This window comes from Cellulomonas sp., assembly GCF_015234515.1.
GTDB lineage: Bacteria > Actinomycetota > Actinomycetes > Actinomycetales > Cellulomonadaceae > Cellulomonas.
This window is the reverse complement of record NZ_JADGMY010000032.1, coordinates 1-12,525: the sequence shown is the minus strand read 5'-3', so window position 1 is coordinate 12,525 and position 12,525 is coordinate 1. Positions and strand designations below refer to the sequence as shown.

Below are 12,525 nucleotides of genomic sequence, written 5' to 3'. Positions count from 1 at the left end.
TGGGACCGCGCCGGTATCCCGCCGGACGCGTGCATCACGTGGGTGCAGGTCGGCGGGTACGACGAGCACTACGGCGAGGGCGGCCAGGCGCCGGTCTGCCGCACGGGGGCCCCGGCCGCGCCTCCCGCGGCACCGGCACCCGCCCCTTCGGACGCGGCGCCTGCGCCGGCTCCCGTCGGACCGGCGCCCGTCGCACCGCCCGCCAGCGCGGCACCGGCCCCGGCCCCGGCCCCGGCCGAGCCGCTCCCCTCCGCCCCGGCCGAGGCGGCACCCGCACCTGACGAGGCGCCCGCAGCCCCGGCACCGGCCGTGCCGCCGACGCCCGCCGAGCGCGCCGAGGTCCTCGCCGCCGACGAGCCGACCCCCGCGCCGTCGCCCACGGCCGTCGGGGCGGTGGTCGAGCGTTCCGAGGTCCTCGCCGCCACGGGCGCACGTGCCGGCGCCCTGCTCGGTGGCGCGGCCCTCGCCCTCGCCGCCGGGACGGCCCTCGTCGTGTGGTGTCGTCGCCGTACGGCCCTCTGACCACCCGCCGCCCGGTGGACGGCCGGGCGGAAAGGGAGCGTGAAGCGTTGTTGCCGTATTCCGGCAGCAACGCTTCACGCTTTCCCCGGCGCGCGCGGCCGGGCCTCAGAGGTCCGCGTCGGTGGGGTTGCAGCGTGTGAGGAGCATGGTCGACGTCGGGACCTCGGGGCGCCAGGGCTCGATGTTCCACGACGCCTTGTCCGGTGCACCCAGGACGTGGCACCAGAGCTGGGCCTGCATCGAGGCGGAGTCCGACTCCGGCACGGCGAGCCGGAGCTCGGACGCGAGCGCGCGCTGGGCGGCGAGGCTGCCGCGGCGCACCCAGTCCGCCGGGACCACCAGCAACGACCGGCCGCCGTCGGCGTCGCCCCACGTCGCGGACTCGAGCGCGGCGACCCCGACGACGAACGTCACCGAGCCCGTGGGGGCGTCGAGCGCGAGCACGTCACCGTCGGGGCGCCAGGCCCCGCGCGTCCCGTCGACGCCGGCCGGGGCCGCGAGCGCGGCGACGACCGACCCGGCCTCGTCGTGCAGCGTGACGGACCCGTCGGCCTGCACCTCGCTCCGCCCGCCGCGCGGTGGCGCGACCCAGCCGAGCGTGCCGGACGCGCCGGTGACCGTGGTGACCACCGAGCCGTCCATGGCGTCCTCGACCTGCAGGTGGGCCCCGTCGGCGGGGAGCAGCGAGCCCACGTCGTGGCCGAGGGCGGCCGGGCCACCGACGAGCCCTCCGGAGTCGCGGACGAGCCCGCCCTCGGGCGCCGTGGCGGTCGGCGTCCCGGTGGCCCCCGGCGACGCGTCCGCGGTCGCGAGCGAGGCGCGCGGGGACACGGGCGGGTCGGGCGCGCCGCTCCCGGGTCCGCAGGCGGTGAGGAGCACGCCGACGGCCGCCACGACGACGACTCCCCGCACCGACTGCCCCACGGCGCGACGGTAGCCGCCCGGCAGCCCGCAGGACGACGTCGGCGGGTGCACGTGCGTAGACACCACCCGCCCGCGGTGGGACAGTGCCTGCACCCGACGAAGGGACGCGCCATGCCCGCCACCGCACCCCGCCCGGAGCCACGCCCCGAGCCCCCGGCCGAGCCCGGCACCGACTTCCGCCGGCTGCCCGAGCCCATCGCGCTCGAGGACACCGTCGCGACCCAGGACGTGCGCGACGCGCCGGACCCCGACGGCGGCCGGGACCCGAACCACGAGTGGATGATCCGGCACGCCTGATCCGCCACGCCTGATCGACGCGGCCGGTCCCCGCTCGCGACCGCGCCACCCGCGTGCTGTGCTGCGGGGATGGACGGGTTCACGCGTGACGGCCTGCGGTTCGACGTGCGCGACGACGGCCCGCGCGACGACGCGCCCGTCGCGGTGCTGCTGCACGGGTTCCCGCAGGACGCCTCCGCGTACGACGCGGTCGTGCCGCTGCTGACCGAGGCCGGTGTGCGGACGCTCGCCCCGGACCAGCGCGGGTACAGCCCGGGCGCCCGTCCGGCGGGGCTGCGCGCGTACGCCGTGCCGGAGCTCGTCGACGACGTCGTCGCGCTGCTGGACGCGGCCGGGGTGGACGCCGCGCACGTCGTCGGTCACGACTGGGGTGGCGCCGTCGCGTGGGCGCTCGCCGCACGCCGGCCGGACCGCGTCGCGTCGTTGACCGCCCTGGGGACGCCCCACCCCGCCGCGCTGCGCAGGGGGATGGCGCGCGGGCAGATCGCGCGGTCCTGGTACGTGGGCGCGTTCCAGGTGCCGCGGCTGCCCGAGCGCGCGCTGCTGGCACGCGACGGGTACCGCCTGCGGCGCGCCCTGGTCGGCACGGGCCTGGCACCGCACCGCGCCGAGTACTACGTCGCCCGCATGTCCGCGCCCGGCGCGCTGACCGCGGCCCTCGCCTGGTACCGGGCGCTCGGCGTGCCACGCACCGGCAGCACCGGGCGGGTCCGCGTCCCGACGACGTACGTCTCGGCCCGTCGCGACCCCTTCTTCGCGCCCGCGTCCGTCGAGGCGACGGGTGACCGCGTCGACGCGCCGTTCCTCCGCGTCGACCTCGACGCGGACCACTGGCTGCCGGAGCACCGGCCGGCGGACGTCGCCGCAGCGGTCCTCGGACAGGTGCGTGGGTGAGGCTGTGGTCGCTGCACCCCGCGCTGCTCGACCGGCAGGGGCTGACGGCGTGCTGGCGCGAGGCGCTGCTCGCCCAGGCCGTCCTCGCGGGCAGGACCCGCGGCTACACGCAGCACCCGCAGCTCGTGCGGTTCCGTCGGCAGCCCGAGCCCCTCGTGGCCGTCGCCGCGTACCTGCACGCCGTCGCCGCCGAGGCCGGCACCCGCGGCTACCGCTTCGACACCACGCGGGTCGACGTCGCCGAGGGTGAGCGGACGCGCACCGCGCCCCGGGTCGCCGTGACGGACGGGCAGCTCGCCCTCGAGTGGCGGCACCTGCTGGGCAAGCTCGCGGTCCGCTCCCCCGAGCGGTACGCGGTCGTCGGCCAGTCCGGGGGTCCGGTGCCGCACCCGCTGTTCGTCGTCGTGCCGGGCGACGTCGAGGAGTGGGAACGGGCGACCTGATCCAGGGCAGGACGTAGCGCCGACGGCCGACGCACGGCACGCTCAGGAGGGCGACACCCCGCACCTCCACACCTGAAGGGCACCACTCGATGACGACCATGACCTTCCTCGGGCACTCGTGCGTCCGCCTCGACCGTGACGGGCAGTCGCTCGTCGTCGACCCGGGGAGCTTCAGCGCACCCGACGCGCTCGACGGTGCGACGGGCGTGCTCGTCACGCACGAGCACCCCGACCACGTCGACCCGGGCGCGCTGCAGTCCGCCCTGGCGTCCGTGCCGGGTCTGGAGGTGTGGGGGCCGGCGCCGGTCGTCGAGCTGCTGACGAAGGGCGGGGCCGACGCCGCTCGGTTGCACGCCCTCGCGCCCGGGGACACGGCCGACGTCGTCGGCTTCTCGGTGACGGCGCTCGGCGGGGAGCACGCCGTCATCCACCCCGACATCCCGCGCATCCACAACGTCGCCTACCTGGTCGACGGCTCCCTGCTGCACCCGGGCGACTCCTTCACCGCAGCCCCGGCCGACGCGACCGTCGAGGTGCTGCTGCTGCCGGCCGCCGCGCCGTGGCTGAAGATCTCCGAGGCCGTCGACTACGCCCGCTCGGTGGGCGCACGGACGGTCGTGCCCATCCACACCGGCATCTACAACGACAACGGCATCGGGCTGGTCGACCGGGTGCTCGGCGGGCTCGTCGGCGACGCGTACCGGCGCGTAGCGCCCGGGGAGACGCTCGACGTCACCGGCGGCTGAGCGGCGGCCGTCCTCGCTGCCCGGGGTCAGGACGGGGCGGCGTCACCCTCGCGCGCGGTACGGGCCTCGTCGAGCGCGCTCTGCGCCCGCTTCGGGGCACGGCGTCGCCATGCGGCCTCGAGCAGCTCGGCCGCGTGGTCCCAGTCGGGGTCGCTCGCGGGGTCGACGAGCATCCCGACCCAGCCCTGCGCGCCGTCGTACGAGGGGACGAAGAAGCGCAGCGGGTCGGCTGCGAGCAACTCCTGCTGCTCCTCACGCGTCGTGCCCACGCGCAGCGCGAGGCGGCCGTCGTCGTGGTGGTCGACCGTGAGCCACGCGAACCGCCGGCCCCCGAGGACGACGGCGGTGTGGCCGTGCTCGCTCGGCGGCTGCACCGTGACCTCGGGCAGCCCGGCGGCGAGCTCGACGAGCCGCTCGCGAGCGCGCTCCGCGTCGGACTCGGCCCACGACGTGCCCATGGGGCGACGCTAGCGACCGGGGGCACCCGCCACCAGAGGCCACCAGTGGCGTGTGCCGAGGACCGACGAGCCGACGGAGACGTCGACCCACCGACCGTCGCGCACCGGCTCCCCGACCGCCTCCCACACGGTGAAGTGGGCGACCGGCACGGGCCACGCGTAGTCGTCGTCGGGCACGGGGACCACGTTGCGGACGTAGCCGACCGGCGACGGCCGTGCGCCCGGACCGAGCACGTCGCGGACCAGCCGGCGGGCGGTCACGCTGCCGTCGGGGTCGTCGCCGCTCACGCGTCGCGTCGGCAGGTCGAGGCGACCGTCGTCGCGCGGCGTGCAGAAGACCGTGCCGTCGCGCCGGACGAGCAGCCGGACGAGCCCTGTCGGTCGCGGTGCGGTCGGCGAGCGGACGACCTCGGCGCGGCCTCCCGGAGGCAGCCACGGGGCGTCCGGGAGCGACAGCAGGATGCCGTCGGACGGTCCGGGGCTCACGGGCACGGCTGGTCGCGGACCTCGAACAGGCACTCGACGATGATCGGCAGCCCGCCCCGCAGGGAGACGGCACCCAGCACCGACCGGGTGTGGATGCCGGCGTCGCCGAACACGTCGACGAACAGCGTCGACAGCCCGTCGAGCGCCAGGTGGTGCTCGGCGTAGTCCTCGGTCGCGTTGACGAAGCCCTGGACGCGCACGACGCGCGCCACCGCGTCCAGCGAGCCGAGGAAGTCCCGGACCGTCGCGAGCACCTCCAGGCCGGCGGACCGAGCCAGCCGAGCGCCGTCGGCCGTCGTCAGCTCGCGGCCGAGCTTGCCGGGGGCGACGGGCGCGCCCGGGCCCTTGCCGGACACGAACAGCAGCGCACCGACCTGCACGCAGCTCGCGTACGCCGCCTGCGGCGAGCCGGCGGGTGGCAGGGCGATGCCCAGCTCGGACAGGCGCTGCTCAGCGGACCACGGCATCCTGCGACTCCCGACGTCGACGTGCCGGGGAGGCTACCGGTGACCACGGCCGCGCCGCCGGGGGCTCGCGAGCGCGTCGAGGTGCGGCCCGGCCGCGGGTCGCGTCTCATGGGCGCATGCAGACACGACACATCGCCGACGTCCCCGTCAGCGCCATCGGCCTCGGCGGCATGCCCATGTCCATCGAGGGCCGCCCCGACCGTGAGCGCTCGATCACCACGGTCCACGCCGCGCTCGACGTGGGCGTCACGCTGATCGACACCGCGGACGCCTACCACCTGCACGCCGACGAGGTCGGCCACAACGAGGAGCTGATCGCCGAGGCGCTGCGCACCTGGCACGGCGACTCGTCCGCCGTGCTCGTCGCCACCAAGGGCGGCCACCTGCGCCCGGGCGACGGGTCCTGGACGCTGAACGGCCGGCCCGAGTACCTGAAGCAGGCGGCGCAGGAGTCCGCCCGTCGACTCGGCGTCGAGGCGATCGGGCTCTACCAGTTCCACCGCCCGGACCCCGACGTGCCGTACGAGGAGTCGGTCGGGGCGCTCGCGGAGCTCCTCGACGCCGGCACGATCCGCCTCGCCGGGATCTCGAACGCCAACCCGGAGCAGATCCGGCTCGCGCAGGAGGTGCTGGGCGGGCGTCTGGCATCGGTGCAGAACCAGTACTCCCCGGCGTTCCGCTCGTCGCAGCCGGAGCTGGACCTGTGTGCCGAGCTCGGGATCGCGTTCCTGCCGTGGAGCCCGCTCGGCGGGATCGCCCGCGCCGGTGAGCTGGGCGACCGGTTCGCACCGTTCGCCGAGGTCGCGCAGACGCGCGGTGTCAGCCCGCAGCAGGTCGCGCTCGCGTGGGAGCTCGCGCAGGCCGACCTCGTCGTCCCGATCCCGGGCGCGTCCCGGCCCGCGTCGATCCAGGACTCGGTCCTCGCGGTCGACCTCGAGCTGACCGCCGAGGAGCTCGACCGCCTCACCGGGACGGCCTGACGCGCGGCGGGTCCCCCTTCACGCTACGGCGAGCTTCGCCACCAGCTCTCGGCGAGAAGGTGGCGGCAGACGCGGGCGTCCGCCGGTCGCGGACGCGTCGGTCACGACTCCCACCAGCGCAGAGGCGTCACACCGTCGTCGTCGTAGACGTTCCCGTAGAACCACTCCGCCGACGGGTGCGCCTCCACCAGCCGGCGCAGGACCTCCTCGATGGCGGGGAACCCCGCGCTCGCCGGGACGGTGAAGACGCTCAGCCCCGGCGACCGTCCGTCGAGGACACCACCGAGCGCGTTCATCGGCGCCGTCAGCTCGTCGGCGTGCTCCGGCGGCGCGAAGACGTGGATCGCGACGTTGCCACCGCGGGAGACGGGCCGCGCCCGGCGTTCGGCGTCCAGCTCGATGACGTCACCCGCCGCGACGCCGAGCACCAGACCCGGTGAGGCGACCACACGCCATCTCCCACCGCCGAGGTCCTCGACGAGCACGTCCTCGTCGACGCACCCACCGGACGTGTTCTCGGCGGCGAAGACCCTCAAGGTGTCGACGACCGCACGGGACGAGTAGCGCGGGCGCTGCCTCCACTGCCGCACGGCGCACCTCTCCACCTGGGGCCTGCAGTCCTGAGTCCCCGGGCCTGTGCCTCCGATCCATCTCCGTCACCCCCGTGTGCTCCGAGGGCTCCGGCGAGCGCCGGGACGCACGGTAGCGGTGCTGCGACGTCGTGAACCCCGCGCTCTCCTCGGATCACCGATCGGAGGGCGGCACCGACATCCCGAGCGCGAACGGGACGGAGCGGTAGAACTCTCGGCGGGCAGGGTCCTCCTCGGTGTCGGCGACATGTCCGACCACGGTGATGAGCTCCTCGATCTCGGTAGGCGTCAGCTGCTGCAGCTCGTGCGCGATCGCCTCCATGCCCGCGACAGCGACGTCCGGGTCGACCTCGGAGTCGTCCGAGTTCTCCAGCAGGAGCAGGGCGGCGAGGATGCTCCTGACCAGCGGCTCAGTGTTCACTCGATGCCCCTCCTGGTAGCTCCACATGGGCGAACCGTCCCTGCGCGGTGTCGACGGCGTCGATGAAATCGGGTCCGCTCGTCGGCAAGCCCTCGGCGTCGCAGGCCGGGGCTCAGCGCCTCGACGACCACCCGTCGGCGTGCATCCGCTCGACACCGTCGAGCAGCAGGTCGAGCGCGAAGGCGAACTCGGCGTCGGCGTCGCAGCCGGCCCCGGCGTGGGACGCCGTCGTCGCCATGCGGATGATCGCCGGGTATGTGGCGGCGAGGTCCGTCACGGCCTGCTCACGCTCCGCCGGGTCGGCGGGCAGCGTCGGCGTGGGGAGCACGTCCCGCGTGAGCCCCCACATGCGCGTGCTGAGCGCGTGCATCGCGTGGTGGACCAGGTCGACGGACAGGCCACCGCCGAGCATGACCTCGATGAGCGAGTCCATGTAGGACAGGACCGCCGGGCCGGCGCTCGTCCGCGTCTCGACGGCTGCCTGGGCCCACGGGTGCGTCGTCATGACGTCACGTGCGGACAGGATGCGCGTGCGCAGCGCGAGCTTCCACGGCTGCCCGTGGGGCGCCGGTGCGATGTCGCGCACGATGCGCTCGACCATGCCGTCGACCAGCGCCTCGCGGTGCGCGACGTGCTTGTAGAGGGCCATCGGCGTCACTTCGAGGGCGTCGGCGAGCCGCCGCATCGACATCGCCTCGAGCCCGATGCCGTCGGCGAGGGTGACCGCGGCGTCGAGCACACGCGTCCGGTCGAGCGACGGACGAGCTGGGGCGGTTGACACGTATACAACGTATACCTATGGTCGTCGACGCGTCGGTATACGGCGTACACCTACGACGATCGGCACCCCATGCCTCGCTCCGCACGCACCCACGAACGCGCAGCCGGCGCGCTGTACCTGTCGACCCACGCGACGTCCGTGCTCGCCGTGGTGGCCTACGACGCAGGAGCGCCCGAGGTCGGCGTCCTGCTCGAGGTCGCGCTCGCCCTGGGCTGCCTCGGCACCGGCGTGCTGCTGCTCGTGCTCCTGCGGCACCATGGCGAGGCACGCGCCCTGACGTTCGCCCTGCTGCGCACGCTCGAGGCGGCGGTCATCGCCGCGGGGACGCTGCCGATGCTCGCGCTGGCGTGGGGCGGGCCGGCGGCCGCCGGGCTCGGGGACACCCTCGTCGACCTGCACACCGCCGCGTTCCTCGTCGGCCAGGGCCTGGTCATCAGCGTCAACACCGTCGTGCTGGGATGGCTCCTCGTCGACGCCGACGTCACCCCCCGCGCGCTCGGCGTGCTCGGCGTCGCGGCCGGCGTCGTCGTGCTCGGCAGCAACACGGCGCAGCTGCTCGGGGTCGTCCCGCAGGGCGGCGTCGTCGCGGGGATCTGCGCGGTGCCCGTCTTCGCGTTCGAGATCTGGTGGGCGGTGCTGCTGCTCACGCGCGGGCTCCGACCGCGAGGGCGCAGACTCCAGGGGGACGTCGTGACGGCAGCCTCGCCCACCCACGCGGACGCCGCACCGACGAGCAGCCGCCCGTGACCCTCGACCAGCCGCTTGCCCACACCGATCGCCTTGATCGCGACCTTCGCGGCCTTGAACATCTTTCCCCACGGCACCGCGTTCAACGCCGTGGAGATGCACGCCCCGACATCGCCCTCACTGATGCACTTCTTCGCATCGGTGAACCCGATGAGGTCCAGGACCAGCCCGACGATCTCGTCAGCGATCTGCGCGACTACGGATCGCGTCCGGCCGTCCCACAGCTGATCGCCTCCCGAAGTACGCCCGAGGCGTCCCACTGATGGTCCACGTCGGTCAGGACATGCCTCCGGGCCAGCACACCGGCCTCACAGTGGGAAGTCGTTGCGCCACGGTGACTCCAGGGCGTCCGGGTCACCGCCGAGCCCACGAACGACGTCGTCGACGCGGTCCACGTGGTCGACAAACCTGACGGACTCCGTCGTGACGTCCTCCTCGCCGAACCACTCGCCGGTATCGGCCAGATGCCGTGGGACGACGATCCGCGCGATCCGGATCCGCCCGTCCGGCACCGGCAGCACCCAGATCCAGGAACAGGCGTCGGGCCCTGGGTCTTCGAGCTTCTGTGTCACCGGCTGCCGGACCTGTGTCAGTCGGTTCCGCGCGCTCATCTGCATCAGCCACCCCAGAAGATGCGAACGATCGACCGTCAAATGGCCGGTGCGTGGCCCGGCAATGCGACGCCTGCGTTTCACGCACCAGGTTCCGTGATCCGCCCGTCGGCGTCCAGATGGTCGTCCCGCGGCGTCCACCTGCCGATGGGTACTGGACCCGCCCGCGGCGACGGCCACGACGGTGCCCCACGAGCGCGGTTCAGCACTCTCACGGGAGACATCCGACGGACGCAGGGTCAAGGTCGTCTGGCGCCCGATCTCGCCCGCCGCCAGTACGCGCGCCGGCAGGCTCCTGCCGATCAGCCGCTGCCCCGTCGCGAGCTCGTAGTAGCCGTCCGCGACACGCGGGGAGTTGACGTGCCCGTACGTCTCGTACCCGACGATCCTGACACCCAGCCCGTACGGGTGAGCACACAGGACTTCGACGACGACGACTTCGCCGATCGCCTCCCCTGGAATGACTCCCCAGTCAGATGCTGGCAGGTCGTGGATGTCACCATCCGCTACCACGGTGCGTCGGTCCAGCGCCGGGAGACTGTCAGCTGGTTGAACTGATCGATCTTGTCGAACGGGATCATCCATTCCCTCCCAGGGCCCCTTTGTACGCAAACCCAGATCCGAACGCCTTCTAGCAGTCAGCCTTCCGGAACGTGAAGGTGATGCACCCGTCTTCGTGAGTGCCGGTAGCGTAGTCAGCCCACTTGCTGGCGACATCCTGGGACCCTACGTACGCCGAACGGTCGCCCGTCGTGTGCCGTGCAGAATCCAGGCCGTTCCTCAGCTCGTCGGGGCGGTTACCCCGCTGAGGCGCACGATGCACCTCGATGTACTCGTCACTCGGGCACACGCCTCCCTTCGCGGCGTCGCCTCCAGCACGGCGCAAGGCATCCTGCGGGCTTTCGTTATGCGTGACCACCTCGCTACCGCTCGTGGCAACGACGTAGTTGTGGTCGGTTTCGACCGTGAGGTTGTGGACCGTCGCGAGCACCGAGCCGTGCTCGACCGCCGCGATTGTGACTGGTGCGCCGTCGGGGTCAACCAGCAGGTCACCGGTCTCCAGCTCGCCGGCCGGCACCCACGTGCCGTCGGGCGTGCGCGACGAACGCCTCCGCCTCGGCCACCGCCTTCTTCGCCGCCGCACGCTGCGTCACGTACGGTCGCTCGCCGACCCGGTCGGCGGCTGCGCCACGTGTGCGGGTAGGGCTCCATCCCCGTCAGGTCCGTCATCGCCGTCGGACGGTTCGACGCGTACGCGTACGACGACACCGCGGTCACCTGCCCGGACCCCACCACCGGGTCCACCGAGTCGAACCGACCCGTCCCGGTGTCGTGGTTCCGCGCCCGCAGTCAGACCTCGTCTTCTGACATCGTCATCGCGACACGCGTGAGCAGCTCTGCGACGTCATTGACGGTTCTCAGCTGCGCGAGAGAAACGGATGGGTCATCTGCGGATCCGATCCATGCCGTAATCACCTCCGATTCACCAGATTCCCAGATGGTGACCGCGACGAGCCGCTCGGATGATATGAGCTCCAGAGTGATCGAATTCTTCGCCCGGACGTGGGACCTATCTGTCGAATCTCGATCGAATGCATGTCTAGATGTTCTCTTTGCTCATCGCACCACTCAACGACAGCTTCGACAAGACCGTAGGGGGCTTTTTCCATTTCCGTCAGCCAGGTATCGAGATGTTCCGAAAGCGAACTAAACTAGGCTGCGCCCGCCCAGGGAGCCGCGCCTGAAGCGAGTCGGGGCCATAGATGATCGACGCCCCTTGGCTGTGCGGCCGCAGCACCGCTGTTGGCACTTCGTATTCCACGTAGATGTCTCCCGGTGGTGCTGCACGATAGGCGTCGCCAGTTGCTGGAGTCGCCACCCTGTGGACGTCCGTCAGTCCGGCACGGGCCAGCGTCCCCGCACAACCCCGTCCGGGTCGGGCACGACAGCCACCCATCGCCATGTCTCGCGTTCGTCGACCCCGAAGCGCCACCCTTCCTTCTTGATGTCGTCGATGGAGTCGACGCCGAACGGGAAATCTTCGTGGAGAACCTCCACGCTTCCACTGAGATCACCCAGAGCGGTAAAAGGTCCGTCAAGATGAAGGTGATCCAGCTCGAGTCGCGGATCGATCAGGACGCTCACCATCGACCGCGGCTGCACCAGTAGGCCCACCCTGGGTGCCAGCTCGCCGTTGATGTCGAACCAGTGCGTCCCGAATTTCCCGTACGCCCATCTTTCTCGCAGCAACTTGACCTTGGCCGGGGCTTCTGCCACGGATGACCAAAACGCCTCGTCTGCAACTGTCTCGACCGATCGGAGCGGCCGTTCGGCCTCTCCTGCGACCTCACGTAAGACCACATCGAGACTCGGCCCTATCGTTACACTCGCAGCCACGTCACGTTCCGTTGCGGTCAGGACGACGACGCCATCCCATGAGCACTCGATCTTCAACATGGATGAAACAAGGATGCAATATGGCCCACGCCCGGAACACATCCGGACCACCCAGTCGATCCCCGCGCCGAGTGGAACAATCAGGCCGTTGCGAACATTTGCGAAGGCGCTCTCCACGGGTTCCCCTGCGAACAGTTCGGTGACTTCCAGTCCGTCCACGTGGATGACGGACGCGAATTCAGCGAGGAACCGTCGAAGGTCGCGCTCGAAGGCGACCCAACCACTAGTTCCCGACAAGCCGAGCCCAACCTCCTCGTCGCTCGGAGCGACGGTGACCTCGATCAATTACCCACCCTTGTCAACCCTCTCAAGTTCCCGATGTCGTCAATGTCGACGTCAAATGTCCCGTCTCGACCGGCCTTGGACGTGGTCTGGAAGGGATTCCTGTCGTCGGATCCCTTGAATATCCCGCCCCAATGCCCGTTTCGATCCCATGTGATGAACCTGGGCTGCCCCGCACCTGCCTTCTTGTTCTCCCACACGGCGGCTCCAGTCGCTGACCGCTGCTTCGTCTTTGTATACCCGAGGTGCGTCGCGATGTCATAGGCTTGCGACGTCGTCACCGGGTTCACGTTGCAGTGGTCCTGCGCCCGTCCCACGGCGCCGCGCATGTTCGGCTTCTCATTGTGGGTCACGACGTCGGTGCCGCCGGTGACGACGGTGTAGGTGTGGTCGGTGTCGACCGTCAGGTTGTGGACCGT

Annotated in this window: 18 protein-coding genes and 1 pseudogene; 8 read left to right on the top strand and 11 right to left on the bottom strand. The window is 72.1% G+C overall.

Annotated elements, in window-relative coordinates:
- A pseudogene (locus IR158_RS17645) lies at nucleotides 1-522 on the top strand (hypothetical protein); the annotation flags it as partial.
- A 105-nt stretch (nucleotides 523-627) separates the two neighbouring features.
- On the opposite strand, the gene IR158_RS17640 reads toward IR158_RS17645, so the two are convergent.
- Entirely contained in the window at nucleotides 628-1,446 is an 819-nt protein-coding gene (locus IR158_RS17640; protein WP_291815287.1) for a DUF2599 domain-containing protein, read from the bottom strand.
- A gap of 111 nt (nucleotides 1,447-1,557) precedes the next feature.
- Between IR158_RS17640 and IR158_RS17635 the strand changes: the two genes are divergently transcribed.
- From IR158_RS17635 to IR158_RS17620, 4 genes are all read left to right on the top strand, one after another.
- A complete protein-coding gene (locus tag IR158_RS17635; protein WP_291815285.1) occupies nucleotides 1,558-1,743 on the top strand; it encodes a heme biosynthesis protein HemY in 186 nt (61 codons plus the stop codon).
- Between the two features lie 69 nt (nucleotides 1,744-1,812).
- Nucleotides 1,813-2,637 (top strand): alpha/beta fold hydrolase, encoded by an 825-nt coding sequence (locus IR158_RS17630; RefSeq protein ID WP_291815283.1) that lies wholly within the window; start codon nucleotides 1,813-1,815, stop codon nucleotides 2,635-2,637.
- Nucleotides 2,634-3,080: a pyrimidine dimer DNA glycosylase/endonuclease V gene (locus IR158_RS17625; protein WP_291815281.1), complete on the top strand. Its 447-nt coding sequence runs from the start codon at nucleotides 2,634-2,636 to the stop codon at nucleotides 3,078-3,080. Before IR158_RS17630 ends, IR158_RS17625 begins: the two co-directional genes overlap by 4 nt.
- A gap of 89 nt (nucleotides 3,081-3,169) precedes the next feature.
- Nucleotides 3,170-3,826, top strand: coding sequence for an MBL fold metallo-hydrolase (locus IR158_RS17620; RefSeq protein ID WP_291815279.1), 657 nt, complete (start codon nucleotides 3,170-3,172; stop codon nucleotides 3,824-3,826).
- A gap of 26 nt (nucleotides 3,827-3,852) precedes the next feature.
- Here the strand turns inward: IR158_RS17620 and IR158_RS17615 are convergent, their stop codons facing one another.
- The 3 genes from IR158_RS17615 to IR158_RS17605 are packed head-to-tail and all read right to left on the bottom strand — an operon-like array spanning nucleotide 3,853 to nucleotide 5,237.
- The gene (locus IR158_RS17615; protein ID WP_291815277.1) at nucleotides 3,853-4,284 is read right to left on the bottom strand and encodes an MmcQ/YjbR family DNA-binding protein; all 432 of its coding nucleotides are present in this window, start codon (nucleotides 4,282-4,284) and stop codon (nucleotides 3,853-3,855) included.
- 9 nt (nucleotides 4,285-4,293) lie between these two features.
- Entirely contained in the window at nucleotides 4,294-4,770 is a 477-nt protein-coding gene (locus tag IR158_RS17610) for an NUDIX hydrolase (protein WP_291815275.1), read from the bottom strand.
- Nucleotides 4,767-5,237, bottom strand: coding sequence for a RidA family protein (locus IR158_RS17605; protein WP_291815273.1), 471 nt, complete (start codon nucleotides 5,235-5,237; stop codon nucleotides 4,767-4,769). Before IR158_RS17605 ends, IR158_RS17610 begins: the two co-directional genes overlap by 4 nt.
- 116 nt (nucleotides 5,238-5,353) lie before the next feature.
- Here IR158_RS17605 and IR158_RS17600 point away from each other — a divergent pair, with 116 nt between their 5' ends.
- Nucleotides 5,354-6,217 carry an aldo/keto reductase gene (locus tag IR158_RS17600; RefSeq protein ID WP_291815272.1) on the top strand — a complete coding sequence of 288 codons (864 nt, stop codon included), beginning with the start codon at nucleotides 5,354-5,356 and terminating at the stop codon, nucleotides 6,215-6,217.
- A 101-nt stretch (nucleotides 6,218-6,318) separates the two neighbouring features.
- On the opposite strand, the gene IR158_RS17595 is transcribed toward IR158_RS17600, so the two are convergent.
- The 3 genes from IR158_RS17595 to IR158_RS17585 form a co-directional block, all read right to left on the bottom strand.
- Entirely contained in the window at nucleotides 6,319-6,807 is a 489-nt protein-coding gene (locus tag IR158_RS17595) for a DUF4265 domain-containing protein (RefSeq protein WP_291815270.1), read from the bottom strand.
- Between the two features lie 154 nt (nucleotides 6,808-6,961).
- A complete protein-coding gene (locus IR158_RS17590) occupies nucleotides 6,962-7,255 on the bottom strand; it encodes a hypothetical protein (protein ID WP_291815268.1) in 294 nt (97 codons plus the stop codon).
- A gap of 85 nt (nucleotides 7,256-7,340) precedes the next feature.
- Nucleotides 7,341-8,009 (bottom strand): TetR/AcrR family transcriptional regulator C-terminal domain-containing protein, encoded by a 669-nt coding sequence (locus IR158_RS17585; RefSeq protein ID WP_291815266.1) that lies wholly within the window; start codon nucleotides 8,007-8,009, stop codon nucleotides 7,341-7,343.
- Between the two features lie 69 nt (nucleotides 8,010-8,078).
- Between IR158_RS17585 and IR158_RS17580 the strand changes: the two genes are divergently transcribed.
- Together IR158_RS17580 and IR158_RS17575 are read left to right on the top strand one after the other, a co-directional pair.
- Complete coding sequence (locus IR158_RS17580; protein ID WP_291815263.1) at nucleotides 8,079-8,756, top strand: DUF4386 family protein; 678 nt, start codon at nucleotides 8,079-8,081, stop codon at nucleotides 8,754-8,756.
- Nucleotides 8,753-9,019 carry a hypothetical protein gene (locus IR158_RS17575; RefSeq protein ID WP_291815260.1) on the top strand — a complete coding sequence of 89 codons (267 nt, stop codon included), beginning with the start codon at nucleotides 8,753-8,755 and terminating at the stop codon, nucleotides 9,017-9,019. Before IR158_RS17580 ends, IR158_RS17575 begins: the two co-directional genes overlap by 4 nt.
- A gap of 45 nt (nucleotides 9,020-9,064) precedes the next feature.
- Here IR158_RS17575 and IR158_RS17570 read toward each other — a convergent pair whose 3' ends face one another.
- The 4 genes from IR158_RS17570 to IR158_RS17555 form a co-directional block, all read right to left on the bottom strand.
- Nucleotides 9,065-9,880 carry a hypothetical protein gene (locus tag IR158_RS17570; protein ID WP_291815259.1) on the bottom strand — a complete coding sequence of 272 codons (816 nt, stop codon included), beginning with the start codon at nucleotides 9,878-9,880 and terminating at the stop codon, nucleotides 9,065-9,067.
- Between the two features lie 118 nt (nucleotides 9,881-9,998).
- On the bottom strand, nucleotides 9,999-10,445 hold the full coding sequence (locus IR158_RS17565) for a hypothetical protein (protein WP_291815256.1): 447 nt from the start codon (nucleotides 10,443-10,445) through the stop codon (nucleotides 9,999-10,001).
- A gap of 815 nt (nucleotides 10,446-11,260) precedes the next feature.
- The gene (locus IR158_RS17560) at nucleotides 11,261-12,109 is read right to left on the bottom strand and encodes a hypothetical protein (RefSeq protein ID WP_291815252.1); all 849 of its coding nucleotides are present in this window, start codon (nucleotides 12,107-12,109) and stop codon (nucleotides 11,261-11,263) included.
- Nucleotides 12,106-12,525, bottom strand: a 420-nt coding sequence (locus tag IR158_RS17555; protein WP_291815250.1) for a toxin C-terminal domain-containing protein, incomplete at its 5' end; no start/stop codon positions are given. The genes IR158_RS17560 and IR158_RS17555, both read right to left, overlap by 4 nt.

Bases quoted from the DNA above. Each gene is read 5' to 3' on its own strand.
- IR158_RS17635 (WP_291815285.1), top strand. From the start codon at position 1,558: ATGCCCGCCACCGCACCCCGCCCGGAGCCACGCCCCGAGCCCCCGGCC.
- IR158_RS17630 (WP_291815283.1), top strand. From the start codon at position 1,813: ATGGACGGGTTCACGCGTGACGGCCTGCGGTTCGACGTGCGCGACGAC.
- IR158_RS17620 (WP_291815279.1), top strand. From the start codon at position 3,170: ATGACGACCATGACCTTCCTCGGGCACTCGTGCGTCCGCCTCGACCGT.
- IR158_RS17615 (WP_291815277.1), bottom strand. From the start codon at position 4,284: ATGGGCACGTCGTGGGCCGAGTCCGACGCGGAGCGCGCTCGCGAGCGG.
- IR158_RS17605 (WP_291815273.1), bottom strand. From the start codon at position 5,237: ATGCCGTGGTCCGCTGAGCAGCGCCTGTCCGAGCTGGGCATCGCCCTG.
- IR158_RS17600 (WP_291815272.1), top strand. From the start codon at position 5,354: ATGCAGACACGACACATCGCCGACGTCCCCGTCAGCGCCATCGGCCTC.
- IR158_RS17590 (WP_291815268.1), bottom strand. From the start codon at position 7,255: ATGTGGAGCTACCAGGAGGGGCATCGAGTGAACACTGAGCCGCTGGTC.
- IR158_RS17580 (WP_291815263.1), top strand. From the start codon at position 8,079: ATGCCTCGCTCCGCACGCACCCACGAACGCGCAGCCGGCGCGCTGTAC.